Raw genomic sequence first — 26,960 nt, forward strand, 5'->3', positions numbered from 1 at the left:
CTTCTGTGCGTCAGAGCCCCGCCAGCCTGTCGCGAAGACTCTTCGGCCGGATGTCCGGCCAGTTCTGCTCGATGTAGTCCAAACAGGACGCTCGATCCGCTTCGCCGTACACGACTTTCCACCCGGCAGGGATGTCAGCGAATGTTGGCCACAGACTGTGTTGCTCCTCGTCATTGACCAAGACGCGAAAGGTGCCATTGTCGTCGTCGAACGGGTTGATGCTCACTTGGTCCTCCCCATCGGTGAGCCGACCAGTGAAAATCGTTCAACAAGCCCGGGCGCGGCCATCTAGCCCCGCCCGTCGCTTCGCGATGCCTGTTTCCTGTGGCCCACTCCAGCTATGACGTACTCGTTGCAGGGCGTCAGCATATCCACTTATCTTGACGAGAGTGCAGAAATTAGGAATCAAAGAATTTTCCGTTGCTGCACTGAGCATATTTGCCTTCAAGTTCCACTTGCGTACCAGCATTGGGCAAATGCCTCTCAGGGTTCCTCCAGGTTGACCTTCAGCGTGTGAGCTCAGCCGCTTGGCCTGCGGGGAGTATGTGGACCGTCCAATTCGAGGGCCCAGGAGCCGCGGCGGGAACAAGAATCCGCCGCCCCGGCACTCCCCGAAGCCGGGTAACAACTCGCCCCGCGCTGAGCGTTTGTCGCGCAAACGGAGAAACGGCGTCCGACGACGTGCCGCGCAGCGAGGCGAATACCGCCCGGCGATGCAGCGCCCGCAGCGGCGCCGGCCAGACACAAAACGCCATGGTTCTCGGCCCAATGACCAGCAATTGCGCGGTTTGAGCCGCCATCGGTCGTCGGTCATCTCCTCGGCGCAACGGGCCGTCTGACCAAGTAACGCACCTGCGTCACGCAGGCCCTGGCGAGCCGGCAGACGAGCACACAGGGCTAACCCAGGCATGTCGCTGGAGGCCCACGACGACACGCCCGGCGTCAGCGACTCGCCCAGACGCCTCACCCATGAATACGACAACGACACGCACGTAGTTCATTTCAGCGAAGCGAACAATCGAGGCGTCGAACCCAACGAACGTGCCGGAGCCCGGTAGACAGCGGTACCGCTTGAGGACCTCGAACTGGTAGCAAACTTTTCCGCAACCGACGCGCCACTCAATGCGGCAATATAAAGCTTGACGGCGAAGCGGATTGAGTTAGCCAGACCAAACTCACATGATCTTGAATTGTCAAAATCAAGATCGATTGAATTGAATTTGCGAACGCAAACAAATACGAAGTTCGCAGAGAGCCGGTGAAGCACTTTTTACTACGCGGGATGCCGAAATAGCAAACGACCGGCGGTCAAACAGATCCGCGCAACTGATTAGCCAAGCGAAAGACATCGGCGATTGGGCGCCCAGAAACACTCAACTGACGGTTGCCAAGAGCAAGGGCAATACCTCGGACGCTCCCGCCTCGCGAAGGAGTCGGCTGGCCATCGTCATCGTCCATCCGGTGTCGGTCATGTCGTCGACGAGCAGTACCGGTCCACTGACATCGACCTGCGGGCGTTCCCACGCGCCGTTCAGGGCAGCCACGCGATACGCCGAATTCGCCGCCGTCACGGGGCGGTGCTGCGCGGCGTAGGCCAGGACCCCCAGATTCGTCAGGCGCCCGATCTGTGCCAGCCGCTGCACGGTGGAGGAGATCAACGCCGGGCGCGTCTGGGAGTCCAGCCCCATCACCGCAACCGGCCTTCGGTCCCAATCCCACGCCTTGAGTACCTCGACAGCCGCGGCCACCACGTCGTCAGGGACCTCGCCGTCCGGCTCGGCCAACAGTCGCCGTAGCCGCGCTCCCCAGCCGAGATCGGTGAGTCTGCCGATCGCCCGGCCCGGCGCCGCCCCTTCGGCGATCCGGCCCGACAGCGACACGCCCAGTGCGGCCAGCCCCGACGGCCACTGCTTGCGCGGGGCCACCAGGACACCGGGCCGAGACAACCGCTGCGCAGTGTCGGTGAGGATGTCCTGGGCCACAGCGGCCTCATAGCGCCGCCCAGTGCAGTTGTCGCACCGCCCACACCGCGCATCCGGTGACAGGTCGGGATCGTCGAGCTGACCGCGCAGGAACGCCATGCGGCAGCCGTCTGTGGCCTGATAATCCAGCATCGCCTGTTGCTCCCGGCGCCGCGCCTCGTCCAGCGCCTGATAGCGGGCCTCGTCATAGCTCCAGGACACCCCGGTGCCGATCCAGCCGCCCTTCACCCGGCGGACCGCACCGTCGACGTCGAGCACCTTGAGCACCATCTCCAGGCGAGACCGGTTGAGATCCACCAGGGGCTCGAGCGCCTGCGTGGATTGCGCACGGTCGGTCTCCAGTGCTCCGATGACCCTGCGAACCATGGATTCCGACGGGAACGCCACCGACGCGAAGTACCGCCAGACTTCCTGGTCCTCGGTGCCCGGCAGCAGGATCACCTCGGCGCTGTCGGTCGCGCGTCCGGCGCGACCCACCTGCTGGTAGTAGGCGATCGGTGACGACGGTGCTCCCAGGTGCACGACGAACCCGAGGTCGGGTTTGTCGAAACCCATCCCCAACGCCGATGTCGCCACCAGCGCCTTGACCCGGTTGTCGAGCAGGTCGGCTTCCAGTTGTTCACGTTCGCCTGCGTCGGTGGACCCGGTGTAGGCGGCCACCTTGTGACCGCGTTCGGCGAGAAGCGCGGCCACGTCATGAGCCTGAGCGACCGTGAGTGTGTAGATGATGCCCGAGCCGGGCAGGGAATCCAGCTGTGCCGCAATCCAGGCGGCGCGCTGGGCAGGGGTGCCGACCTGCACCACCGACAGCCGCAACGACTCCCGGTCCAGGCCACCGCGCAGCACCAGGGTATCCGAGCCACCGACGCCCAGCTGGGCCGCGACGTCACCGACCACCCGGTCGTTGGCGGTCGCGGTCGTCGCGAGAACCGGTACCTGCGAACCCAATTCACCGATCAAGGTACGAATGCGGCGGTAGTCCGGCCGGAAGTCATGTCCCCAGTCCGAGACGCAGTGGGCCTCGTCGACCACCACCAGACCCGCATCCGACGCCAGCGCCGGCAACACGTTGTCGCGAAAGTCCGGGTTGTTCAGGCGCTCGGGGCTGACCAACAGCACATCTAGTTCTCCGTCGGCTACCTGCCGGTGGATCGCGTCCCATTCGGTGACATTGCCGGAGTTGATCGTGGCGGCCCGCACCCCGGCCCGATCAGCAGCGGCCACCTGGTTGCGCATCAACGCCAGAAGCGGAGAGACGATGACCGTCGGCCCCCGACCCGAGGCACGCAGCAGTTTGGCCGCGATGAAGTACACCGCGGACTTGCCCCACCCGGTGCGCTGCACCACCAGTGCGCGGCGCCGCTGCACCACCAGGGCCTCGATGGCAGCCCACTGGTCATCGCGCAGGACCGCGGTAGGACCGGCCAGTTGCTCGAGGATCGACTGGGCCTGCTCGCGGGTTGCCATGACCCCAATGATGCCGGGTGCGGCAGACACCCCCGCGAAGCACACTGGGCCCTCCGATCCCGGAGAGCCCAGTGCGGCAGTGCTTGAGAAACCTAGGCCTTCGCCTTCTCAGCTTCCTGTTCGCGCTTGATCTCGAGAGCGATGTCGATCAGCTGGTCTTCCTGACCACCGATCAGCTTGCGCTGGCCGACGCGCAGCAACAGCTCATGGGCGGGCACTCCGTAGCGTTCACCCTGGCGCACCGCGTGCTTGAGGAAGCTGGAGTACACCCCCGCGTAGCCCATCACCAGCGCGTTGCGGTCCAGCAGGCACTCGGCCGGCATCGCCGGGGCGACAACCTCTTCGGCGGCATCGGCGATATCGAAGAAGTCGATGCCGGTCTTGACGCCGATCTTGTCGAACACGCCGACCAGCGCCTCGACCGGTGCGTTGCCCGCACCCGCGCCGAACCGACGGCACGAGCCGTCGATCTGCTTGGCACCGGCGCGCACAGCCTCGACCGAGTTGGCCACGCCCAGGCCGAGGTTCTCGTGGCCGTGAAAACCGACCTGTGCATCGTTACCGAGTTCGGCAACCAGAGCCGACACCCGGTCGGCGACACCTTCGAGCACCAGGGCTCCCGCGGAATCCACGACGTAGACGCACTGGCAGCCGGCGTCGGCCATGATGCGGGCCTGGGCGGCCAGCTTCTCCGGAGAGATGGTGTGACTCATCATCAGGAACCCGACGGTCTCCAGGCCCAGCTCACGGGCGAGCCCGAAGTGCTGGATCGACACGTCGGCCTCGGTGCAGTGGGTCGCGATACGGCAGATCGAGCCACCGTTGTTCTGGGCTTCCTTGATGTCTTCCTTGGTGCCCACGCCGGGCAGCATCAAAAAGGCGATCTTGGCTTCCTTGGCCGTCTCGGCGGCCAGCTTGATCAGCTCCTGCTCCGGGGTCTTGGAGAACCCGTAGTTGAAGCTCGACCCGCCCAGGCCGTCGCCGTGGGTCACCTCGATCACCGGCACACCGGCGGTGTCCAGGGCGGCCACGATCGCGCCGACCTCGTCCTTGGTGAACTGGTGCCGCTTGTGGTGGGACCCGTCACGCAGTGACGTGTCGGTCATCCGGACGTCCCAGGCGGAATTGAAGAAAATGTCACTCATGCTTGGCCTCCTCCGGCCGGGGCGGCCAGACGTGCTCCAGCCTTTTCTTTGGCGATTTCCTCGCCGACCTTGGTCGCCGCCGCGGTCATGATGTCCAGATTTCCAGCGTAAGGCGGCAGGTAGTCACCGGCACCCTCCACTTCCACGAACACGGTGACCAGGTGATTGCCACCGTTGACCACGGACGGTTCGTCGAACTGTGGTTCGTTGAGCAGGCGGTAGCCCGGCACGTAGGTCTGCACCTCGGCCACCACATCCTTGATCGACTGCGTGATCGCGGCGTGGTCGGCGTCCTCGGGGATCGCGCAGAAGATGGTGTCGCGCATGATCATCGGCGGCTCGGCCGGATTCAGGATGATGATCGCCTTGCCGTTGCGGGCCCCACCGATGTCGCGCACGCCGGCGCTGGTGGTCTTGGTGAACTCGTCGATGTTGGCGCGGGTTCCCGGGCCGGCCGAGGCCGACGACACCGACGCCACGATCTCCGCATAGGGCACGTCCACCACGCGGCTCACGGCGTAGACCATCGGGATGGTGGCCTGGCCACCGCAGGTGACCATGTTGACGTTCGGCGCATCCAGGTGTGCGCGCAGGTTGGCCGGCGGGATGACGCCGGGGCCGACGGCCGCAGGAGTCAGGTCGATCGCGCGGATCCCGGCCTCTTCATAGCGCGGGGCCGCATCCCGGTGCACATAGGCACTGGTCGCCTCGAACACCAGATCCGGCTTCTCGGCCTGGGCCAGCAGCCAGTCCACACCCTCATGGGAGGTCTCCAGACCGAGCTTGCGAGCCCGCGCCAAACCTTCGGACTCCGGGTCGATGCCGATCATCCAACGCGGCTCGAGCCACTCCGACCGCAGCAATTTGTACAGCAGGTCGGTGCTGATGTTGCCCGACCCGACGATGGCAACTGATGCCTTTTCAGCCATATCGGCTCCTTATTCGAAACTCAGGTGTACTGAACCTAACCCGGCGAAGTCAGCGACGAAATCGCTGCCCGGAGGTGCATCTATCGCACGCGTGCACGAGCCCGGCAGCACGATGTCACCGGCCTTCAGACGCACCCCGAAGCTCTCCACCTTGCGGGCCAACCAGGCCACCGCGGTCACCGGATTGCCCAACACCGCATCGCTGCGTCCTTCGGCCACGACCTCGCCGTGATTGGTCAGGACGGCGTCGATGTTGCAGATATCGATGTCCTTGGGCGAGACCCGCGCTTCGCCGAGCACCCACCCGGCGCTGCTGGCGTTGTCGGCGATGGTGTCGCACAACTTGATCTGCCAGTTGGTGATGCGGGTGTCGATCAGCTCGATCGCCGGGGCAAACGCGGCCGTCGCGGCGAGCACGTCCTCTTCGGTGCAGCCCGCGCCCGGCAGATCGTCGGCCAGAATGAACCCGACCTCCACCTCGACCCGCGGGTACAGGAAGTTCGATGACTTCACCGGGACGTTCTCGAACACCTCCATCTCATCGAGGAGATGGCCGTAGTCCGGCTCGTCGACACCCATCATGTCCTGCATGGCCTTGCTGGACAGCCCGACCTTGTGGCCGATGACGCGCGCACCCTCGGCGACCCGCTGCCTGATGTTGATCAGCTGGATCTCGTAGGCATCCACCACGTCGATGTCGGGGTTGCCGTCGGTCAACGGGGTCATCGGAACCCGGCTCCGCTCGGCCTGGGCCAGGTCAGCGGCCAGCTGGGCGCGTACCTCGTCGCTAAGCATTCTGGTGAATTCCCCTCACTTCTTTGACCGGGGCGGTTGTTGGATTGCCGGTCAATTCTATAACGTGTTCTACATGACTGGACAGGAGTACGACGTTGTCGTGGTCGGCAGCGGCGCTGCCGGCATGGTCGCCGCCCTCACCGCGGCCCATCAGGGCCTCTCGACAGTAGTCGTAGAGAAGGCGCCGCACTATGGAGGTTCCACTGCGCGGTCAGGTGGTGGGGTGTGGATCCCGAACAACGAGATTCTCAAGCGTGACGGCGTCAAAGACACCCCCGAGGCCGCCCGCACCTACCTGCACAAGATCATCGGCGACGTGGTGCCCGCGGAGAAGATCGACACCTACCTCGACCGCTCGCCGGAGATGCTGTCGTTCGTCCTGAAGAACTCGCCGCTGAAGCTGTGCTGGGTGCCCGGGTACTCCGACTACTACCCCGAGACGCCGGGCGGCAAGCCCACCGGACGTTCGGTGGAGCCCAAGCCGTTCAACGCCAAGAAGCTCGGCGTCGACGAGAAGGGCCTGGAGCCGCCGTACGGCAAGGTGCCGATGAACATGGTGGTGATGCAGCAGGACTACGTCCGGCTCAACCAGCTCAAGCGTCATCCCCGCGGCGTGCTGCGCAGCATCAAGGTCGGTGTCCGCTCCGTCTGGGCCAACGCCACCGGAAAGAACCTGGTCGGCATGGGCCGCGCGCTGATCGCGCCGCTTCGCATCGGCCTGCAGAAGGCCGGCGTCCCGGTCCTGCTGAACACCGCCCTGACCGATCTGTACGTCGAGGACGGCATCGTCCGTGGCATCTACGTCGTCGACCCCCGCGACACTTCCGCTGAGCCGCAACTGATCCGGGCGCGCCGCGGCGTGATCCTGGGCTCGGGCGGATTCGAGCACAACGAACAGATGCGGGTGAAGTACCAGCGCGCACCCATCACCACCGAGTGGACCGTGGGCGCGGTCGCCAACACCGGCGACGGCATCCTCGCCGCCGAGAAGCAGGGTGCCGCATTGGAATTCATGGAGGACTCGTGGTGGGGCCCGACGGTCCCGCTGACCGACTCGCCGTGGTTCGCCCTGTCCGAGCGCAACTCCCCCGGCTCGATCATCGTCAACATGGCCGGCAAGCGGTTCATGAACGAGTCGATGCCCTATGTCGAGGCCTGCCACCACATGTACGGCGGCGAGTACGGCCAGGGTGCAGGTCCCGGCGAGAACATCCCGGCCTGGCTCATCTTCGACCAGCAGTACCGTGACCGCTTCATCTTCGCGGGTCTGCAGCCAGGACAACGTATTCCGAAGAAGTGGCTGGAGTCCGGCGTCATCGTCAAGGCCGACACCCTCGAGGAGCTGGCCGCCAAGACCGGCCTGCCCGCCGACGCGTTCGCCGCGACCATCGACCGGTTCAACGGCTTCGCCCGCTCCGGTAAGGACGAGGACTTCCACCGCGGTGAGAGCGCCTACGACCGCTACTACGGTGATCCGACCAACAAGCCCAACCCCAACCTCGGCGAGATCAAGCACGGCCCGTTCTACGCGGCCAAGATGGTGCCCGGCGATCTGGGCACCAAGGGCGGTATCCGCACCGACGTGCACGGCCGGGCGCTGCGCGACGACGACTCGGTCATCGAGGGCCTCTATGCCGCGGGTAACGTCAGCTCACCGGTGATGGGTCACACCTATCCCGGCCCGGGCGGGACCATCGGACCGGCCATGACCTGGGGTTACCTGGCGGCACTAGACATTGCGGGGAAGAAGTAGATGCCCATCGATCTCGACAAGGCGCTCGGCGCCGAGCTGGAACCCATCGAGTTCTCCTGGACCAGCAGCGACATCCAGCTGTACCACTTGGGACTCGGCGCGGGTGCCGACCCGATGGACGCGCGCGAACTGCGCTACCTCGTCGACGACACCCCGCAGGTGCTGCCGACGTTCGGCAATGTGGCGGTCAGCTTCCACATGACCGAGCCGCCCAAGGTGCAGTTCCCCGGCATCGACATCGAGCTGTCGAAGGTGCTGCACGCCAGCGAGGCAGTCAGCGTGCCCGGCCCGATTCCGACCAGCGGCACCGCGAAGTCGGTTCAGCGCTTCACCGAGATCTGGGACAAGGGCAAGGCCGCCGTCATCGTCAGCGAGTCCACGGTGACCGATGAATCCGGCAAGGTGCTGTGGACCACCAAGCGGTCGATCTTCGCCCGGGGCGAGGGTGGTTTCGGCGGTGAACGCGGGCCGGCCACCTCGGCCGAATTGCCCGATCGCGCACCGGATATCGAGATCTCGTTGCCGACGCTGCCGCAGCAGGCCCTGCTGTACCGCCTGTGCGGCGACCGTAACCCTCTGCACTCCGACCCGGCCTTCGCCGCCGCGGCGGGCTTCGAGCGGCCGATCCTGCACGGGTTGTGCACCTACGGCATCGGTTGCAAGGCCATCGTCGACAACCTGCTCGACGGCGACGTGTCTCAGGTGGCTTCGTACGGCGCCCGGTTCGCCGGCGTCGTGATTCCGGGCGAAACCCTGCAGGCCAACATCTGGAAAGAAGACGGCAAGTTCATCGGCGTGCTGACCGCACCGTCGCGGGACAACACCGTCGTGCTGTCCGGCGTGGAACTCGTCCCGGCCTAGCCTTTCCCCCACCGCTTTGTCACGCTGGAGTGGCTGTCGACCCCGACAGCCACTCCAGCTTTGCATTGGTGGGCGAATACGTATGGCGGCCATTGTCTTTGCCACGCCAGAGTGGCTCCCGACGGCGACCGCCGCTCTGGCGTGACAAGGCAAATACAGCAGCGAGGCCTTCGCTTCTAGCACAGGATTACTGTGCCGTCATCCGTCACGGCAGCGTGGCTGTGGACAACGGGTGCCACGCCAGCGCCTGTGGATAACCGACGTGACTGATATGGCATTGCGCTGCACACTGACTCGCCATGGGGGATCCATTCGTCGGCAGTGAAGCCGTGGCCAATGGCGAGCTATGCAAGAGCGCCCTACGCACCAGATACACCAGGGTGTTCCGAGACGTCTATGTTGGCCCGGGAACTGAGCTCACGCCGATCGTGCGGGCCAAGGCCGGCTGGCTGTGGTCTGGACGCCGCGGAATCGTTGCCGGAAACTCGGCGGCAGCGGTACACGGCGCGCAGTGGGTCGACCTCGAGGCTCCGCTGGAAATGATCCATTCCAACCGCAATCCCCTTGCGGGTCTGAAGGTTCGGACCGAAACGATCGAAGACGACGAGATCACGTTGGTCGACGGGACTCCGATCACCTCACCAGCCCGCACCGCCCTGGACATCGGCAGTTGGTATCCGCGAGACGACGCGGTGGCCGCACTTGATGCACTAGCCCGCGCAACGAACCTCAAGACTGCCGATGTTGATCTCCTGATGCAGCGATACGCCCGTCGCCGTGGCATACAGCGCGCTCGCACAGCCCTGGAACTGATGGATGGCGGCGCGCAATCGCCCCGAGAAACCTGGCTGCGGCTGATCATCATCGACGGAGGACTACCGCGACCGCAAACTCAGATCCCGGTCTACGACGGGCCGGGCGATCCCTTTGCCTATCTCGATATGGGTTGGGACGACATCAAAGTCGCCGCCGAGTACGACGGCGAGGAGCACCGCGCCAGCAACTGGCGCTACAACTGGGATCTTCGGCGTGCCGAGCGCATACAACGGCAGGGCTGGATCAATGTGCGAATCGCCGCCGGCCAACACAAGGCGGACGTTCTACGCCGAGTCAAGGCCGCCCGCGCCTCCCGGCTGTCACGCTAGTGTGGCCGTCGCGCTCGGCAGCCACGCTGGTGTGACATTGGACGGCTGCCGAGAGAGGCGACCGCATCCCGAGCCACGCTGGCGTGACTGTCGAGGGCGAGCGCCACTCCAGCGTGACAGCGGCGCGGAAAGAACCGCGCCACGTCACGGGAGTTCAAAGAGCGGTGCTACATCCTCTTCCAGAGATCGTCCCCACCGGAATGACGTGGGGCCTCCGGTGCAACCGGAACGGGACCCGGAGCCGGCTGGCTGGGGGCGGGCGCGGCAGGTGGCGGTGCGGACGCAGCCGGCGGAGCCGAATGCGTGACCGGAGGCGCCGAGTGCGGAGCTGCCGCCGTCCCCGCCCCACCGGAGCGGTCGTTCATCTGGGTCTCGCGAGCATCCAAGCCTGCTTCGCGCCGGTCCTGGGCGGCATCGCGATCGTTCTGCGCAGTCTCGCGATCTTCCTGCTGCTTGTCCCGTTCGTTGAGCTTGGCCTCGCGCTCTTCCTGCTGCTGTTGCGGGTTCGGGCCGCCGGGGCCACCTGGCTGGCCGGGCTGACCGGCTCCCGGTGCACCGCCGTTCTCCGAACCGCCGCCCTTGGCGCCTTCCATGGCCTTCATCAGCGGTTCCATGAGCGACCCGAACTGCCCGCCCATCTGGCCCGCCATCTGCGCCGGCTGGCCGGCCATCTGGCCCATCTGGCCGAGCTGCCCCATCATCTGGCCGAGCTGGCCGACGCCCTGCCCGCCGGACTCGTCTGCCTTCTCATAGGCACCTTGCGCGTCCGAAAGCTTGGCGTTGAACATGTTCTCTTTGGCCGACAACGCCGTGACGTTCGTGGTCAGCGAGGCCGCCAAAGTCGGCACGATGCCGGCGATGGTCATGCTCATGGCATCCTCGCCGGGCTGAATCGCCGGCATTTCGGGCAACTCGACCGGCGCCGCGCTCCAGTTGAGCGCGCCGGGAGTTGTGAGCGGAGAACTAGCCACCGATACCACCGCTTTCTCGTCGAGACCGATCACCAATCGTCATAGTCATCATCGCCATCGCCCAACTCGTGTTCCAACGGAGCCGGCACGGCCAGCCCGGTCGTCGTCCCGCCGCCGCCACCGGCGCGCTGGCCGCCGCCCATCATGCCCATGCCACCGCCCATCCCGCCGGCCGCGTTGGCGGCAGCCACCGGTGCCACGCCGCCGACCACGGCCGCAGCGGCACCGGGGTCGACGGAGACCGGTGCGGTACCGCCGCCGACCATCTTCGACAACAACGGGGTCTGGGGACTGCCGCCACCGGAACCTCCCGGTAGTCCGGCGGCTTTCACCATCCCCGCGCCGCTGCTCGGCCCCGACCCACCCGCCAGCGGATGGTTCGAGAACGCCGAGAACGGGCTGGGCCCGCCACCGGTGCCCTTGCCGCCCGAGCCCAGCATCTGGGTCAGCTGTTGCAGAGGCTGCGACAGCTGCTGCAGCGGTTGGGAGAGCTGCTGGGGAACCTGGCCGAGCATCTGCGGGATCTGACCGAGCATCTGCGGGAGCTGGCTGATCAACTGCATCATCTGCTCGCTGCCCTTTTGGGCCGCTTGGGTCGCTTGAGCCGTCGGAGGGGTGCCGACCTGCGGGAGGTTGGCGATCGTGCCCAGGCTGCTGGCCATCTCACTGCTGGCGGCCGAGACCGTCGCGATGTTCTGCGACAACCCCATCTTGATGCGGCTCTCGATCAGCTCCTGCTTGTTGCTGAACGGCAGCGCCTGCAGTGCCATGACCTCCTGCTGGACCTCTTCCGCGGCCGCATTGAGCGTGGTCTTGGTCTGCACCACCGCCGCCGCCATGGTGGTCAACGCGGTGGCGATGGCCTGAGCCTGCGCGGCATTCGCCTCGTGGCCGGCGATCATCGTGGTGGCCTCGCCCGAAGCCGCCAACGAGGCACCGCCCTGCCATTCACCGGTCAGCTTCGAGAGCTGATTGGTCTGCTGCGGGACGACGCCTCCGCTGATCTTGGTCGCGACCTTCGTATAGTTCGCCGCAGCCGCGGTCAGCTGGTCCTCATCGATGTTCGGCCAAGCCGGTCCCTGCAATGTCTGCGAACCGTACGGGCTGCTGTCGCGCGGCATCCCCATGCCACGGCCCCCTTCTACGCGTGATGCACATCCGGAGCAAACATTACCGTGCCGATCGGGGGTGGCGATGCACCTTTTATCCGAGGATCAATCCGGATGTCGGAACCCCGGTTCCCGCGGTGACCAGCACATGCTCGACGCCCTCGACCTGGTTGACCGAGGTGCCGCGCAACTGGCGCACCCCCTCGGCAATGCCGTTCATGCCGTGGATGTAGGCCTCGCCGAGCTGACCACCGTGGGTGTTGATCGGCAGCCGGCCGCCGAGCTCGATGGCGCCGCCGGCGATGAAGTCCTTGGCCTCGCCCTTACCGCAGAACCCGAGCTCCTCGAGCTGGATCAGCGTGTACGGCGTGAAGTGGTCGTAGAGGATCGCGGTCTGGATGTCATCGGGCGACAGGCCACTCTGCTGCCAGAGCTGACGGCCGACCAGCCCCATCTCGGGAAGCCCGAGCTCGTCGCGGTAGTACGAGTACATGGTGAACTGGTCGGTGCCCGCGCCCTGGGCTGCGGCCTCGATGATCGCGGGGCGGTGCTTGAGATCTTTGGCCCGCTCAGGGGTGGTGACGACGATGGCGACACCGCCGTCGCTCTCCTGGCAGCAGTCCAGCAGCCGCAGCGGCTCGGCGATCCACCGGGAGTTCTGGTGATCCTCGATGGTGATCGGCTTGCCGTAGAAGAACGCCTTCGGGTTGGTGGCAGCGTGCTTGCGGTCGGCCACTGACACCGCGCCGAAATCGGCACTCGTGGCGCCGTATTCGTGCATATAGCGCTGGGCGATCATGGCCACCGACGCGGCCGGGGTGCTCAGCCCGTGCGGGTAGGACCAGCTGTACTCGACTCCGCGCGAGTCGGCGTTGACGGTCAGGCCGGTCATCACCTGGCCGAACCGGAACTCCGAGCGTTCGTTGAATGCCCGGTAAGCCACAACGACTTCCGCGACACCGGTGGCGACCGCGAGAGCCGCCTGCTGGACGGTCGCGGCCGCGGCGCCGCCACCGTAGCCGATCTGGCTGAAGAACTTCAGATCACCGATCCCGGTGGACCGGGCCACGGCGGTCTCCAGGTTGGAGTCCATCGTGAATGTCACCAGGCCGTCCACGTCGGAAGGCTTGAGGCCCGCGTCGTCCAACGCATCGAGCACCGCCTCGGCGGCCAGTCTCAGCTCACTGCGGCCGGAGTTCTTGGAGAAGTCGGTGGCGCCGATACCGGCGATGGCGGCCTTGCCGGAGAGCATCAGTTGTCCCCCAAAGTAAGTGTGGACGTGGCGATGACGTGGTTGCCAAGGCTGTTGCTGCCCACCACTTTCAGCGTCACCAGGTCGCCCTCGATCTCGGTGACCTCGCCGGTGAGGGTGATGGTGTCGTAGGCGTACCAGGGCACCCCGAGGCGCAACTTGATGGACTTGATGAATGCGTTGGGACCCGCCCAGTCGGTCACGTACCGGCCGACCAGCCCGGTGTCGGTCAGGATGTTGACGAAGATGTCCTTGGAACCCTTGGCCTGCGCCTTGTCCCGGTCGTGGTGCACGTCCTGGTAGTCGCGGGTCGCGATGGCGGTGGAGACGATGAACGTCGGGTCGCCGTAGATCTTGAGTTCGGGGAGTGTGGTGCCGACTCGAACGTCGGAGACGGTCAGGCTCATGCTTGCGGCTCCCATGCGTACAACGTCCAAGCCGGACTGATCTCACTGTCCGGGAAGTCGATATAGGTTGCGGTGACCGGCATTCCGATCTTCACCTGATCGGCGGCGATCCCACGCAACTCGCCCAGCATCCGGACCCCCTCCTCGAGTTCGACGAGGGCGATCACGAACGGCAGGCTCCGACCGGGCACCTTCGGCGCATGGTGCACGACGTAGCTGAACACCGTGCCCTTGCCGGAGGCCACGACGTAATCGGCAGGTGCATCCTTGTCGGCCCACACGGCGGGTACCGGCGGGTGCTGCAAAGTGCCGTCGGGGCGACGCTGAATCCGGAGTTCGTGGGCGTTGATGCCGTCCCAGAAGAACTTGGTGTCCCGCGACGAGGACGGCCGCATCAGCTTGTCCGGGTCGAGATCTTCTGGGATCTCAGTGGTTTCGGCGGCTTCCGCAGCCGCCTGCTTGGCAGCGGGAAGGAACTTCATGATGCGCCAGTCCATGTCGGCGACTTCTTCGTCACCGACATGCCAACGGATCTTCTGGTTGATGAAGTAACCCTCACCCAGCGCGGTCTGCTTGGGGCCGACGATGCCGACGATCTCGGCGCTCATCACCACCTGCTCGCCGGGCTGGAGGTAGCGGTGATAGGTCTGGTCGCAGTTGGTCGCGACGACACCGACATACCCGGCATCGTCGAACAACTTCATCGCCCTACCCAGCGGATCATCGTCCGACCGGGTGCGTCCAAGCCCCATCATGGTCCAGACCTGGATCATCGCCGGCGGCGCCACGATGCCGGGATGCCCGGCGGCCTTGGCGGCTTCCTCGTCGACGTAGATCGGATTCTTGTCACCGATCGCGTCAACCCAGTGGTGAATCATGGGCTGATTCACCGGGTCCCGAGCCACCGTCGGTTTGCTCGTCCCGGACGCGATGATCTGGTCGATCCCTGCCTGAAGATTCGCGCTCATCTCAACCCTTCGCTCTACCGAGGAACCCTCGGCACCCGCAGACCAGACGCCGCGATCATCTCGCGCATGACCTCGTTGACACCACCACCGAACGTGATCACCAGGTTGCGCTTGGCCATCTTGTCGAGCCACACCAGCAGCTCGGCGGTCTCGGGATCGGCCGGGTTGCCGTACTTGCCGACGATCTCCTCGGCCAGCCGGCTGACTTCCTGGATGCGTTCGGTGGAGAACACCTTGGTGGCAGCCGCGTCGGCCACGGCGATGGTCTCGCCGGATGCCGCGACCTGCCAGTTGAGCAGCTCGTTGATCCGCCAGATCGACTTGATCTGCCCCAGAAGGCGTTTCACATCGGCCTGCTCGATCGGTGTGACACCGTCCGAACCGGGCTTGGATGCCCAGGTGTGTACCTGGTCGTAGATGCCGGCGACACGACCGGCCGGCCCGAGGCCGACTCGCTCGTGGTTGAGCTGGGTGGTGATGAGCTTCCAGCCGCCGTTCTCCTCGCCGACGAGCATGTCGGCGGGCACGTGCACGTCGTTGTAGTACGACGCGTTCGTGTGGTGTGCCCCGTCGGACAGGATGATCGGGGTCCAGGAGTAACCGGGATCCTTGGTGTCGACGATCAGGATCGAGATGCCCTTGTGCTTGGCCGCGGTCGGGTCGGTACGGCAGGCCAGCCAGATGTAATCGGCGTCATGCGCGCCGGTGGTCCACATCTTCTGCCCGTTGACGATGTATTCGTCACCGTGACGAACCGCGGTGGTGCGCAGCGAGGCGAGGTCGGTGCCGGCGTCGGGCTCGGAATAGCCGATCGCGAAATGCACTTCACCGGAGAGAATTCCCGGCAGGAACTTCTTCTTCTGTTCCTCGGTGCCGAGCGCCTGCAGGGTGGGGCCCACGGTCTGCAGCGTGACCATCGGCAGCGGGATGTCGGCACGGTTGGCCTCGTTGATGAAGATCTGCTGCTCGACCGGGCCGAAGCCCAGGCCGCCGTACTCCTTGGGCCAGCCGACGCCGAGCTTGCCGTCGCTGCCCATGCGCTTGATCACCGCACGGTAGGCCTCGTTGTGCCGGTCGGACTCCATCGCCGCGGCCTCTTCGGGCGTGATGAGAGTCGAGAAGTACTCCCGCAGTTCGGCTTGCAGTGCGCGCTGCTCGGGCGTCAGGTCGATGAACATTACGCTCCCACCAAATCGAGGCGATGCGACGGACCACCCAACAGCCGGGTCAGATCCTTGATCGAGGAGTAGTAGCGGTCCATCGGGTAGGTGATGTCCATACCCATACCGCCGTGCAAGTGATGGCACAGCCGCATGGCCGGCGCCGCCTGCGAGGTGAGCCAGTAGCCCAGGATGTTCAGATCCTCGTCGGCATCCAGGCCCTCGGACAGCCGCCACAGAGCCGAGGTGGACAGCAAAGAGATTGTCCGCGAGGCGATGTAGACCTCTGACAGCTGTGCGGCCACGGTCTGGAACGTCGAGAGCGGACGGCCGAACTGCTCACGGGTGGCCACGTAGTCGGCGGTCAGCTTCAGCGCGCCGGCCACCAGTCCGGCAGCGAACGCCCCGGTGACCGCCAGCGCCAGTTGGTTGACCCGGTGGGCGCTCGCGCCGTCGAGCACATCGGCTGCGTCGACAGCGACGTCGGCGAACGTGACCACGTATTCGTCGGATCCGTTGGAGGTCGGAGTCTTGGTGACCGTCACACCGTCAGCCGTGGGCGAGACCACGACGACCGCGTTGTCGGCGGTGACCACCAGCCACTTCGCCGCCTCGGCATAGGGCACACCGACTTTCGTGCCGTTGAGCTTGCCCTCGGCAAAATTGGCCGAGGGGCGCTCCGGTAGCGACTGGCCCGGCTCGTTGAGCGCGGCCGAGAGCAGCGCACCGGTGGCGACGCCGGACAGGTAGCGGTCCTGCTGAGCTTCGGAGGCCAGGTCGAGCAGCGACACCAGACCCAGGCCCACGGTGGCCAGCGCCGGACCGGTCGTGCCGTGGCGACCGATCTCGGTCAACGCGGTCGACAGCTCGGGCAGGCCCAGCCCGTCACCTCCGAGGCGTTCCGGCACTCCCAGCGCCGCGACGCCACCGGAAACCAGTGCGTCCCAGGTGTTGTCGCGTTCCAGAACAGAGGTCACCACATCGGCGACTGCCTGCTGCTCCGGGTTCGGTGTGAAATCCACCCGAATCCTCCTTGATCCGTGGTTAGGTCAGCGGCTCAATGTGCGACCGGGCACTTACCGGTGTAGTCCACCGGCCAATGCTTAATACCATTGAGCCATCCGGACTTCAGCCGCTCGGGGTCCCCGATCGGCTTCAGGTCGGGCATGTGGTCGGCGACGGCGTTGAAGATCAGGTTGATCGTCAGGCGAGCCAGGTTGGCGCCGATGCAGTAGTGGGCCCCGGTGCCGCCGAAGCCGACGTGCGGGTTCGGGTCGCGAAGGATGTTGAAGGTGAACGGATCTTCGAACACCGTCTCGTCGAAGTTGGCCGAGCGGTAGGACATCACCACGCGCTCGCCGGCCTTGATCTTGACGCCGGAGATCTCGGTGTCCTCGCTGGCGGTGCGCTGGAACGCCGAAACCGGTGTGGCCCAGCGGATGATCTCGTCGACGGCGGTCTTCGGCCGCTCCCGCTTGAAAAGCTCCCACTGGTCGGGATTCTGCGAGAACGCGATCATGCCGTGCGTGATGGAATTACGGCTTGTCTCGTTGCCCGCGACCGCCAGCATGATGACGAAGAAGCCGAATTCGTCGTCGCTGAGCTTCTCGCCGTCGATGTCGGCCTGGATCAGCTTGGTGACGATGTCGTCGGTCGGGTTCTTGCCCCGCTCCTCGGCCATCTTCATGGCGTAGGTGATGACTTCGAATGAGGACATGGCCGGATCGACGTCTGCGTACTCGGGGTCGTCACCGGCGGTCATCTCGTTAGACCAGCGGAACAGCTTGTCGCGGTCGTCCTGGGGCACACCGAGCAGCTCGGCGATGGCCTGCAGCGGCAGTTCGCAGGACACCTGCTCGACGAAGTCGCCGGTGTTGGAAGCCGCGGCGTTCTTGGCGATCTGCTGCGCACGCGAGTTCAGCTCGTCCTCGAGGCGCGAGAGGGCGCGCGGGGTGAAGCCGCGGGAGATGATCTTGCGCAGTCGGGTGTGGTGCGGTGCGTCCATGTTGAGCAGGACGGCACGCTGCAGGTCGACCGCTTCCCGGGTCATCTCCTGCGGCCAGACCGGAATCGCGCCGTTCATAGCACTGGAGAACACGTCGCTGCGCAGCGAGACGTCCTTGACGTCCTCGTGCCGGGTGACCAACCAGTAGCCCTTGTCACCGAAGCCTCCGGTGCCGCCGGGGACGTCGACCCAGCGAACCGGCTCGGCCTTGCGGAGCTCGGCGAGCTCCTCGACCGGCAGGCCCTGAAGGTTGCGCTCGGAATCGAGGAAGTCGAAATCCTTGGGGATGTTGGGGCAGCCCATGTGTCTAACTCCTAGTGTCTGTAGCAAGCCGTGCGCGTAGCCAGCAATGCTTGAAACAACGTGGTCTAGTACCAATTGAGACCATTGAAACACGGCTTGACCGCAGATCAAAGGTAGTGATGCATCCGCGCTTGTCAGAGTAATGAAACGTGTTCTAGCCTGGCTTCATGGGTAACCCTGTCATCGTCGAAGCCACCCGCAGCCCCATCGGCAAGCGCAACGGCTGGTTGTCCGGCCTGCACGCGACCGAGCTTCTCGGAGCCGTGCAGAAGGCACTCATCGAGAAGGCCGGTATCGACGCGGGCAGCGTCGAGCAGGTCATCGGAGGCTGCGTCACGCAATACGGCGAGCAGGCCAACAACGTCACCCGCCAGTCCTGGCTGATCGCCGGCCTTCCCGAGCACGTCGGCGCCACCAGCATCGACTGCCAGTGCGGCAGTGCCCAGCAGGCCAATCATCTGGTCGCGGGCCTGATCGCCACCGGCGCCATCGACATCGGTATCGCCTGCGGCATCGAGGCGATGAGCCGCGTCGGCCTCGGCGCCAACGGCGGCGGCGCCCGCGCCGCATCCTGGGACATCGACCTGCCCAACCAGTTCGAAGCCGCCGAACGGATCGCCAAGCGCCGTGGCATCACCCGCGCCGACGTGGATGCGCTGGGTCTGGCGTCGCAGCTGAAGGCCAAGCAGGCCTGGGCCGAGGGCCGTTTCGACCGGGAGATCTCCCCGATCGAGGCACCGGTCATCGACGAGAACAAGCAGCCGACCGCCGAATGGAACACGGTCACCCGCGACCAGGGTCTGCGCGAGACCACCGCTGAAGGCCTTGCGGGGCTGAAGCCGGTGATGGAGGGCGGTATCCACACCGCCGGCACCTCCTCGCAGATCTCCGACGGAGCGGCCGCGGTGCTGTGGATGGACGAGGACAAGGCAAAGGCCCTGGGCCTCAAGCCGCGCGCACGGATCATCGCCCAGGCCAACGTCGGCGCCGAAACCTTCTACCACCTCGACGGCCCGGTGCAGTCCACCGCCAAGGTGCTGGAGAAGGCCGGCATGAAGCTCGGTGACATCGACCTGGTCGAGATCAACGAGGCCTTCGCCTCGGTCGTGCTGTCCTGGGCGCAGGTGCACGGCGCCGACATGGACAAGGTCAACGTCAACGGCGGTGCCATCGCCCTGGGCCACCCGGTCGGGTCAACCGGCTCCCGGCTGATCACCACGGCGCTGCACGAGCTGGAGCGCACCGACCGAAGCACGGCACTGATCACCATGTGTGCCGGCGGCGCGCTGTCCACCGGCACCATCATCGAAAGAATGTGAGACGTTCCTGTGTCTCACTCTGATACCGAGCGCATCGCGGCCGCACAGGCCTACATCGACGCGCTCGTCACCCATCAAGCCGATGGGGTGCCATTCGCGCCGGACTGCATTCGCATCGAGATGGGTCTGAAGACCGGTCGTTCCGGGGATCACCTGCGGCGCAGCCTGAACAACGGCCCGCAGTTCAAGTTGATCGAGAAGACGACGACGCCGGAGTTCAGCGTCAACGGCGATGAGGTCCGGGCCCGCTTCGACGTGCTGACCAAGCCGCGCCTGTTCGGGCGGCGGGTCTGCTCGCACGTCGACGAGACCTTCCTGATCCCGGCGTCGGACGGACAGATCCATCACATCCGCGCCTCCCTGACCCCGTTCATCAGCCGCTAAGGTCCCCGCATGGCCAACACCCCCCGCCCGCTGAATCCCAAACAGGTCGAACGACTCAACGCGAAATCGACCGGTACCGCCATCAAGTGGATGTCGCGTGCCCAGACCTGGATCTTCAAGAAAACGGGCGGGCGCTTCGGCGACAAGTTCCTGCGCGGCGCCGAGGTGGGCATCCTGACCACGATCGGGCGCAAGTCAGGTGAGGAGCGGGACAGTCCACTGCTGTTCCTGCAGGAGGGCAAGCGCATCGTGCTCGTCGCCTCGCAGGGCGGCCGGGCCACCAACCCGATGTGGTACCTGAACCTGGTGGCCAATCCCCGCGTGAAGTTCCAGACCAAACGCGAGACCCTCGAGCTGGTCGCGCGCGACGCCACGGACGCCGAGCGCGACGAGTACTGGCCCAAGCTGGACGCCATGTACGCCGACTTCGCGAACTACCGGTCCTACACCGACCGCAAGATCCCCATCGTGATCTGCGATCCGGCCTGACCACCGGCAAACCACCAGCGCCCCCGACCTCTGAGGTCGGGGGCGCTTTTTGTCGCAGAGGTGTCCGAGACCTGGACAATTACGCAACTCTTGGTAGCTGAATTGACGGGTGAACAGTTTTTTGATTATGTTCTGTGAGCGCGCACACATTGAACGGCGAGTGAGCGGCAGCCCACATTTTCGTGAACCGACTGGAGACCCTATGCAACGACCCACCCGACGCCGGGCCGCCGGTGCCGCCGCGACCACCCTGACGGCGTGTTCGCTGTTCGCCGCCGCGACCCTGCCCGCCGCGGCAATGACGGTGACGTTCATCCGGCACGCCGAGTCGCAGGGCAACGCCTCCGGCTACATCGACACCAGCACTCCCGGGCCGCACCTCACCAATAACGAGATCAATCAGAATGGTGGCGAAAACGGTGAGCAGCAGGCGCAGGACTGGGCCGATGGCAAGTCGGCCACCGCATTCGACGCGCTCTACGCCTCGACGATGATCCGCACCCAGGAGACCGCGGCGCCGTTCGCCGACAAGAGCGGGTTGCCGGTCACGATCCTGGGTGCGTACGACCCGAACCGTCCGCAGCAGAACTCCGGCGTTCAGGAGATCAGCGCGGGCATCTTCGAGGGACTGCCCGAAAGCGGAGGGATCGGCCGCATCGGCTACATCCTTGCCCCCCTGGCGTGGACCATGGGCCTGCAGTTCATCCCCGTCCCCGGCGGCGAGACCGGCCTGGAGTTCAACGAGCGCGTGACCAATGCGCTGACCCAGGTCGAAGAGGACACCGAAGACACCAATGGCGACGGCAACATCGACGCCGCGGTGTTCTCCCACGGGGCCACCATCATGATGTGGACGATGATGAACGTCGACAACCCCAACCTGTTGTTGATCGTCCAGCATCCGTTGAACAACACCGACGAAGTCGTCGTCGAAAAGAACGCCGACGGCAGCTGGACCCTCAAGAGCTGGGCCGGTGAAGAGGTCGGACCCGCCAACTACCCGACCCAGATGTTCGTGAACTTTCGCGACCTGATCGTGGCGCCGCAGAAGGCGATCTACAACATGCGAATTCCGGTCCTCACTCCCGATCCTCAGGGAATCGTCACCACCGGAGTGCAGGGCGTGCAGGACGTCGCCGAGGCCGGCGTCAAGTTCGTCAAGGACTCGATCACCGATACCGTCAACGCGATCACCGGCATCCCCGGCTCGGTGGGACAGCCGACGACGCAGGTCTCGACGCTCAGCACCCAGAACACCGCCGAGAACGTCACCGAGGACGCCACCGCAGCCACCAAGGTCGCGGTGGAGAAGGTCACCGAGCCGGTGCGGAGCAAGGTCGCGGCCGTTCGTACGGCCGCCGGTGCCACCAAGCTGACCGACGGCAACAAGGCGGAGCCGGGTAAGGCGGTCTCGGCGGTCCGCGACCGGGTCAACCAGGCCGCCGACGATGTGCGCAGCGGGGTCGAGTCCTCGGTCAAGCAGGCACGCGAAACGGTCAAGAAGCTCGCCGGCGCCGACAAGGACGACAACAAGACGGCCAAGCCGAAGTCCGCATCGAAGGATGCTGCGTGAAATAGGCTCAGCCGCAAGGTAGTACCAACCGGGTCGGTCCCTCTCCTCGCACGAGGAGGGGGACTGAGTCGCGTTTACGGTCACCTAGACAGGCTCGCGAATTTTGTCAAATAGCTTCCCGCACAATGGGATAACTACTCGACTTCACAGCTGATGGCCAGACAATACTTTTGGCCGGCCAGCGCAGTGTCACCGGCAGGTCACGTGAAATCCGTACAGCCACAATGGAGGAAGCACATGAACCGCCGCAGAGGTGACGCGCCGGCGTCACACTATCGCAGTCTACTGGGGGGTGTCGCGCTGGCATTCCTCGCGTTCTTCCTGGCGATGCCCGTCGCCCACGCCGCCGAGGTAATGCGCGTGACATTCGTGCGCCACGCGGAGTCCGAGGCCAACGCGAACCACATCATCGACACCACCGTCCCTGGCCCGGGCCTCACCCCGACGGGGCAACAGCAGGCAGTGGCGTTGGTGGACAAGCTCGGTGACAACAACTACGACGCGATCTACGCGTCGACCATGCTGCGCACGCAGCAGACCGCGACCCCGATGTCGCAGTACCTGGGCCTACCGATCCAGGTGATCGACGGCATCTCGGAGATCCCCGCGGGTTCATTGGAGGGCAAGTCCCAGGACACGTACGGAACGGCTTACATCCTCGCGCCGCTGAAGTGGGCCGGTCTCCTGCCCAACATGCCGGGTCCTGACCTCAGCGCGACTCAGCCGGGCACCGACTTCGACGGCAATGACTTCAACGCCGGCGTGAACAATGCCCTGGAGACTATGTACGACAAGGGCGATCGGAACGCCATCGTGTTCTCGCACGGCGCCACGATCATGTTCTGGACGATCATGAACGCGAAGAACCTCAGCATGGCCCAGAAGGGCATGCTGCTGAGCCAGTACACGCTGGGCAACACCGATTACGTGGTTGTCGAAGGCAACCCGGAAGACGGCTGGACCCTGGTGGACTGGAATGGCCAGAAGTTCGCGCCGGAGCCGTCATTCGAGCATGAGGTCGGCCTGCAGTTCCGCACCCTGACCCGTCAGCTGCAACAGGCCGCGGACGACGTTGTGCAGTCCTTCGCCTCGGGCAATCCCGCCACCATCGCCACCGCGATCAACCGGGGCATTGCCGACGCGGGCTTCTCGGTGCTCAAGTTCAATCGCGCGATCAATGCGGAGATCATCAAGCGCACGATCAAGACGATCCCGACCAACACCACCGAGGTGGAGAACCTGAAGGCCGCGGTCGACACCAGCGTTGACACTCGCAACCTGGCCGCCACACCGGATGCCGTCGACGACTCGGTCACGGCCGCAAGCAAGCCGGCCGATGGGACATCAACCGGTTCGGCGGTGAAGTCGAAGGTTCAGGAGACCCTGGACAGCATCGCCACTCCGCGTCGTGCCACCGATCTGTCCGATGGAAACAAGGTGTCCCCTGGCGTGAAGAAGGCGCTCAGCAACACCGGCGAGCAGGTTCGGTCCGCAGTCAAGGAAGCTCAGGACCAGGTTTCGTCGTCGATCAAGAAGCTCGGTGACGCCGTCAAGAAGGCGACCGGTCAATCCGACAAGTCGGCCGCCGACAACGATGGTGCCGGCAACGACACCGCCGAGAAGAAGGCGGCCGCCTAACCGGTCGGCGTTGTCACGGGGTGCCCCAGACCTGATGGTCTGGGGCACCTTTTTCGCATTCGGACAAATTGATATCTCCGGCAATACGCAGTCTCAAACATCGATACATTTGCACAGTACCCCGCAATTCAGCCATACGCTCATTTCGCTCCACCTGCACACAACGATTGGAGGAACGCAGCAAGATGAGTTGTTTCAGACGCTCGGGTATCCGAGCGACGATTGCAGGAATAGGAATGTTGTTCCTGTCATTTCTTCTAGCCATTCCCGTCGCCCACGCGGCGGAAGTCATGCGCCTCACGTTCATCCGCCACGGTGAATCGACGGCCAATGCGGCGAATGTCGCCGACTCCTCGGTCCCAGGTCCCGTGCTCACCGAGAAGGGCCGACAACAGGCGCGAGACATCGTAAAGGTGCTCGGCGACAACAACTATGACGCGATCTACGCCTCGACGATGGTCCGGACCCAACTGACCGCAGCACCGATGGCGGAATATCTCGGCCTGCCGATCCAGGTTCTTCCCGGCCTGCAGGAAATCGAGGCGGGAATCTACGAGGGCACTCCTGAATCCGATGCAGTCAAGGGTTATCTGCAGGCTCCGCTGAAATGGCTGCAGGGCGATCTGGACGCCCGGATTCCCGGCTCCATCAACGGTCGGGAATTCGATGCCCGCATGGATGGCGCAATTCAGACGATGTACGACAACGGTGACCGGAATGTCGCCGCATTTTCGCACGGCGGTGCGATCATGTTCTGGGTTTTCCTGAATGCCGAAAATGCGGACCCGATGTGGCTGATGACCAACCCGCTGCGAAATACCGGTTACGTGGTGGTCGAGGGCAACCCCGAGGACGGCTGGCGCGTCGTCAACTGGAACGGCACCGAGATCGGCCCGGAAACCCCGTTCCGGGTCGAGGCCTTCCGTCAGCTGCGCACCCTGTCAAGGCAGTTGCAGCAGGCCGCCGATGGCGTCGTGGAATCCTTCGCCTCCCGTGATCCGGCCACCATCGCCACCGCGATCAACCGCAGTCTGGCCGACGCCAGCTTCTCCGTGACCAAGTTCGGTCGCGCGATCAACGCCGAGATCATCAAGCGGACCACCGCTGCGTTCCAGGCCAGCACCGAGGATCTGAAGCACAAGGTGTCCACGGCAGCACCGGAGGCCGTTGCCGAAACACCCACGGCGACAAGCAAGACCACCGCGAATTCCTCGGCAGAAACCCCAGTGAAATCGAAGGTCAAGGCCGCCCTGGGCAGCGTCGTCAAGCCCCGTGGTGCGACGCATCTGTCCGACGGCAACAAGGCCCTGTCGGGCGTCACGAAATCGCTCGGCCGTACCGGCGAGCAGGTCCGCACCACCGTCAGGGATGCCCAGGACCAGGTTTCGTCGTCGTTCAAGAAGCTCGGCGATGCGGTGAAGAAGGCCACCAGCGGTGCGGCCAAGCCTGCTGAAGAAAAGGACGCCGCTTAACCGCCAACAGACGCTCAGGCCCCCGAAATCCGGTGATTTCGGGGGCCTTTGCTGGACCAGAGAACTAAGCGCCGTACACGGGAACCGCGGGGCGAGCCTGGGCCAGCAGGTCCTTGACGACGGGGCCCAGCTCGGCCGGATCCCACTTCGCGCCCTTGTCAATCTGGGGACCGTGGGCCCAGCCCTCGGCGATCCGGATCTTGCCACCCTCGATCTCGAACATCTTGCCGGTGACGTCACGCGACTCGACGCTGCCCAGCCACACCACGAGCGGCGAGATGTTTTCCGCGGCCATGGCATCGAAGGCCTGGTCCTGGGTGGACATCATCTCGGCGAACACGGTCTCGGTCATCCTGGTGCGCGCCGAGGGCGCGATGCCGTTCACGGTGACGCCGTAGCGGCCCATCTCCGCCGCGGCCACCAGCGTCAGCGCGGCGATGCCGGCCTTGGAGGCGCTGTAGGTGGCCTGGCCGACACTGCCCTGCAGGCCGGCGCCGGAGCTGGTGTTGATGATGCGGGCTTGAAGCTGGTCGGGGCCGGTTTCTCCGCTCTTCACCTTGGCCCGCCAGTACGCCGCGGCGTGCTTCATGGTGGCGAAGTGCCCTTTGAGGTGCACTGCGGTGACGGCGTCGAATTCCTCTTCGGTGGCGTTGGCGAACATGCGGTCGCGCACGATGCCTGCGTTGTTGACGAGAACGTGAAGGTCGCCAAAACTATCTATGGCGTTCTGGATCAGCGCCTCGGCCTGGCCCCAGTCGGCGACGTTGGAACCGTTGGCAACGGCTTCGCCTCCGGCGGCGACGATCTCGTCGACCACGTTCTGCGCGGCACTGCCGCCACCGGCCGGCGAACCGTCCAGGCCGACTCCGATGTCGTTGACCACGACGCGGGCACCTTCGGCGGCGAACGCGAGCGCGTGCTCACGCCCGATGCCGCCACCGGCGCCCGTCACGATGACCACGCGGCCGTCGAGCAATCCCATAGCTGTGTCTCCTTTTCCGAATTACTTGATGTCGGCGGTCGTGGTGGACAGGTAGTGCGGCGGCTCGCCGCCACCGTGCACCTCCAACGACGCGCCGCTGACGTACGAGGCGGCATCCGAGGCCAGAAATGCTGTGGCCCAACCGATGTCGGCTGGTTTGGCAAGCCGTCCCAGCGGCACATTCCGCGAGATGGCAGCGATCGACTCGGCGTCGCCGTAGAACAGTTCGGACTGTTCGGTCTCCACCATGCCGACCACCACCGAGTTCACCCGCACCTTGGGTGCCCATTCCACGGCCAGGGTGGTCGTCAGGTTGTCGATGCCGGCCTTGGCCGCACCATAGGCGGCGGTGCCCGGGGTCGGACGGTGTGCGCTGACGCTGGAGATGTTGACGATCACGCCGCCGGTTTCCTGCTTCTGCATCACCGCGTTGGCGTGCTGGGAGACCGAGAGCGGACCGAGCAGGTTGAGCTCGATGATCTTGGTGCTGAACTTGGCCGACGCGTCGGCGGCGGCCACATATGGCGAACCGCCGGCGTTGTTCACCACGACGTCCAGCCGGCCGTGCTTGGCCACGATGGCGTCGATCAGCCCCGCCACCGATTCGTCATCACGGACATCGCAGCTGCGGAATTCGTAGGGCAGTCCCTCGACCGGGCGGCGTGCGCAGGTCACCACAGTGGCGCCCTGACCGGCAAAAACCGCGCTGATTCCAGCGCCAACCCCTCGCACTCCGCCGGTCACCAGGACCACCTTGCCGGTCAAACCCAAATTGATGGCGCCGACTTCTGGCGTATCTGTCACTGTGCTAGCGTACCAAGCAAGTGCTTGCTTAGGTAGCGACCCCTTCA

The 26,960-nt window shown here is 65.1% G+C and carries 24 protein-coding genes; 9 read left to right on the forward strand and 15 right to left on the reverse strand.

Annotated elements, in window-relative coordinates; translation table 11 throughout:
* Positions 1 to 10: 10 nt before the first annotated feature.
* The 5 genes from BN2156_RS29600 to BN2156_RS29620 form a co-directional block, all read right to left on the reverse strand.
* Positions 11 to 226 (reverse strand): MbtH family protein, encoded by a 216-nt coding sequence (locus tag BN2156_RS29600; protein ID WP_090518396.1) that lies wholly within the window; start codon positions 224 to 226, stop codon positions 11 to 13.
* Positions 227 to 1,373: 1,147 nt separating this feature from the next.
* The gene (locus BN2156_RS29605) at positions 1,374 to 3,449 is read right to left on the reverse strand and encodes a RecQ family ATP-dependent DNA helicase (protein ID WP_090518397.1); all 2,076 of its coding nucleotides are present in this window, start codon (positions 3,447 to 3,449) and stop codon (positions 1,374 to 1,376) included.
* Positions 3,450 to 3,541: 92 nt separating this feature from the next.
* Positions 3,542 to 4,594, reverse strand: coding sequence for a 4-hydroxy-2-oxovalerate aldolase (dmpG, locus tag BN2156_RS29610; RefSeq protein ID WP_090518398.1), 1,053 nt, complete (start codon positions 4,592 to 4,594; stop codon positions 3,542 to 3,544).
* A complete protein-coding gene (locus BN2156_RS29615) occupies positions 4,591 to 5,523 on the reverse strand; it encodes an acetaldehyde dehydrogenase (acetylating) (RefSeq protein ID WP_090518399.1) in 933 nt (310 codons plus the stop codon). The genes dmpG and BN2156_RS29615 overlap by 4 nt, the downstream gene beginning before the upstream one ends.
* Before the next feature lie 9 nt (positions 5,524 to 5,532).
* Positions 5,533 to 6,318 carry a 2-keto-4-pentenoate hydratase gene (locus BN2156_RS29620; RefSeq protein WP_090518400.1) on the reverse strand — a complete coding sequence of 262 codons (786 nt, stop codon included), beginning with the start codon at positions 6,316 to 6,318 and terminating at the stop codon, positions 5,533 to 5,535.
* A 73-nt stretch (positions 6,319 to 6,391) separates the two neighbouring features.
* On the opposite strand from BN2156_RS29620, the gene kstD reads away from it, so the two are divergent.
* The 3 genes from kstD to BN2156_RS29635 all read left to right on the forward strand — a co-directional run bounded on the left by kstD (position 6,392) and on the right by BN2156_RS29635 (position 10,077).
* Positions 6,392 to 8,071, forward strand: coding sequence for a 3-oxosteroid 1-dehydrogenase (gene kstD, locus BN2156_RS29625; RefSeq protein ID WP_090518653.1), 1,680 nt, complete (start codon positions 6,392 to 6,394; stop codon positions 8,069 to 8,071).
* Positions 8,072 to 8,932: an enoyl-CoA hydratase ChsH3 gene (locus tag BN2156_RS29630; RefSeq protein ID WP_090518401.1), complete on the forward strand. Its 861-nt coding sequence runs from the start codon at positions 8,072 to 8,074 to the stop codon at positions 8,930 to 8,932.
* Positions 8,933 to 9,231: 299 nt separating this feature from the next.
* Positions 9,232 to 10,077, forward strand: a complete 846-nt coding sequence (locus BN2156_RS29635; protein WP_090518402.1) for a type IV toxin-antitoxin system AbiEi family antitoxin — start codon at positions 9,232 to 9,234, stop codon at positions 10,075 to 10,077.
* Between the two features lie 167 nt (positions 10,078 to 10,244).
* On the opposite strand, the gene BN2156_RS29640 is transcribed toward BN2156_RS29635, so the two are convergent.
* The 8 genes from BN2156_RS29640 to BN2156_RS29675 all read right to left on the reverse strand — a co-directional run bounded on the left by BN2156_RS29640 (position 10,245) and on the right by BN2156_RS29675 (position 18,252).
* Complete coding sequence (locus BN2156_RS29640; protein ID WP_090518654.1) at positions 10,245 to 11,048, reverse strand: hypothetical protein; 804 nt, start codon at positions 11,046 to 11,048, stop codon at positions 10,245 to 10,247.
* Positions 11,049 to 11,077: 29 nt separating this feature from the next.
* Positions 11,078 to 12,175: a hypothetical protein gene (locus tag BN2156_RS29645; RefSeq protein ID WP_090518403.1), complete on the reverse strand. Its 1,098-nt coding sequence runs from the start codon at positions 12,173 to 12,175 to the stop codon at positions 11,078 to 11,080.
* A 76-nt stretch (positions 12,176 to 12,251) separates the two neighbouring features.
* Positions 12,252 to 13,409, reverse strand: a complete 1,158-nt coding sequence (locus BN2156_RS29650) for a 17-hydroxy-3-oxo-4-pregnene-20-carboxyl-CoA lyase (RefSeq protein ID WP_090518404.1) — start codon at positions 13,407 to 13,409, stop codon at positions 12,252 to 12,254.
* A complete protein-coding gene (locus BN2156_RS29655) occupies positions 13,409 to 13,816 on the reverse strand; it encodes a MaoC family dehydratase (protein WP_210436726.1) in 408 nt (135 codons plus the stop codon). Before BN2156_RS29655 ends, BN2156_RS29650 begins: the two co-directional genes overlap by 1 nt.
* Positions 13,813 to 14,784, reverse strand: coding sequence for a bifunctional MaoC family dehydratase N-terminal/OB-fold nucleic acid binding domain-containing protein (locus tag BN2156_RS29660; protein ID WP_090518406.1), 972 nt, complete (start codon positions 14,782 to 14,784; stop codon positions 13,813 to 13,815). Before BN2156_RS29660 ends, BN2156_RS29655 begins: the two co-directional genes overlap by 4 nt.
* A gap of 14 nt (positions 14,785 to 14,798) precedes the next feature.
* Positions 14,799 to 15,962, reverse strand: coding sequence for an acyl-CoA dehydrogenase FadE29 (gene fadE29 / locus BN2156_RS29665; protein WP_090518407.1), 1,164 nt, complete (start codon positions 15,960 to 15,962; stop codon positions 14,799 to 14,801).
* Positions 15,962 to 16,966, reverse strand: coding sequence for an acyl-CoA dehydrogenase family protein (locus BN2156_RS29670; RefSeq protein ID WP_090518408.1), 1,005 nt, complete (start codon positions 16,964 to 16,966; stop codon positions 15,962 to 15,964). Before BN2156_RS29670 ends, fadE29 begins: the two co-directional genes overlap by 1 nt.
* 35 nt (positions 16,967 to 17,001) lie before the next feature.
* Positions 17,002 to 18,252, reverse strand: a complete 1,251-nt coding sequence (locus tag BN2156_RS29675; RefSeq protein WP_090518409.1) for a cytochrome P450 — start codon at positions 18,250 to 18,252, stop codon at positions 17,002 to 17,004.
* A 167-nt stretch (positions 18,253 to 18,419) separates the two neighbouring features.
* On the opposite strand from BN2156_RS29675, the gene BN2156_RS29680 reads away from it, so the two are divergent.
* The 6 genes from BN2156_RS29680 to BN2156_RS29705 all read left to right on the forward strand — a co-directional run bounded on the left by BN2156_RS29680 (position 18,420) and on the right by BN2156_RS29705 (position 25,127).
* Positions 18,420 to 19,571, forward strand: a complete 1,152-nt coding sequence (locus tag BN2156_RS29680; protein ID WP_090518410.1) for a steroid 3-ketoacyl-CoA thiolase — start codon at positions 18,420 to 18,422, stop codon at positions 19,569 to 19,571.
* 9 nt (positions 19,572 to 19,580) lie between these two features.
* A complete protein-coding gene (locus tag BN2156_RS29685; RefSeq protein WP_090518411.1) occupies positions 19,581 to 19,955 on the forward strand; it encodes a DUF8021 domain-containing protein in 375 nt (124 codons plus the stop codon).
* Between the two features lie 9 nt (positions 19,956 to 19,964).
* The gene (locus BN2156_RS29690) at positions 19,965 to 20,444 is read left to right on the forward strand and encodes a nitroreductase family deazaflavin-dependent oxidoreductase (protein WP_090518412.1); all 480 of its coding nucleotides are present in this window, start codon (positions 19,965 to 19,967) and stop codon (positions 20,442 to 20,444) included.
* 202 nt (positions 20,445 to 20,646) lie between these two features.
* Complete coding sequence (locus BN2156_RS29695) at positions 20,647 to 22,017, forward strand: histidine phosphatase family protein (RefSeq protein WP_090518413.1); 1,371 nt, start codon at positions 20,647 to 20,649, stop codon at positions 22,015 to 22,017.
* Between the two features lie 237 nt (positions 22,018 to 22,254).
* Positions 22,255 to 23,655, forward strand: coding sequence for a histidine phosphatase family protein (locus BN2156_RS29700; RefSeq protein ID WP_090518414.1), 1,401 nt, complete (start codon positions 22,255 to 22,257; stop codon positions 23,653 to 23,655).
* A 290-nt stretch (positions 23,656 to 23,945) separates the two neighbouring features.
* Positions 23,946 to 25,127: a histidine phosphatase family protein gene (locus BN2156_RS29705; protein ID WP_235625538.1), complete on the forward strand. Its 1,182-nt coding sequence runs from the start codon at positions 23,946 to 23,948 to the stop codon at positions 25,125 to 25,127.
* A 64-nt stretch (positions 25,128 to 25,191) separates the two neighbouring features.
* On the opposite strand, the gene BN2156_RS29710 is transcribed toward BN2156_RS29705, so the two are convergent.
* Positions 25,192 to 26,109, reverse strand: coding sequence for an SDR family oxidoreductase (locus BN2156_RS29710; protein ID WP_090518415.1), 918 nt, complete (start codon positions 26,107 to 26,109; stop codon positions 25,192 to 25,194).
* A 21-nt stretch (positions 26,110 to 26,130) separates the two neighbouring features.
* A complete protein-coding gene (locus BN2156_RS29715; RefSeq protein WP_090518416.1) occupies positions 26,131 to 26,913 on the reverse strand; it encodes an SDR family oxidoreductase in 783 nt (260 codons plus the stop codon).
* Between the last annotated feature and the right edge of the window lie 47 nt (positions 26,914 to 26,960).

It is taken from the genome of Mycolicibacterium neworleansense, from assembly GCF_001245615.1.
Classification (GTDB): Bacteria; Actinomycetota; Actinomycetes; order Mycobacteriales; family Mycobacteriaceae; genus Mycobacterium; species Mycobacterium neworleansense.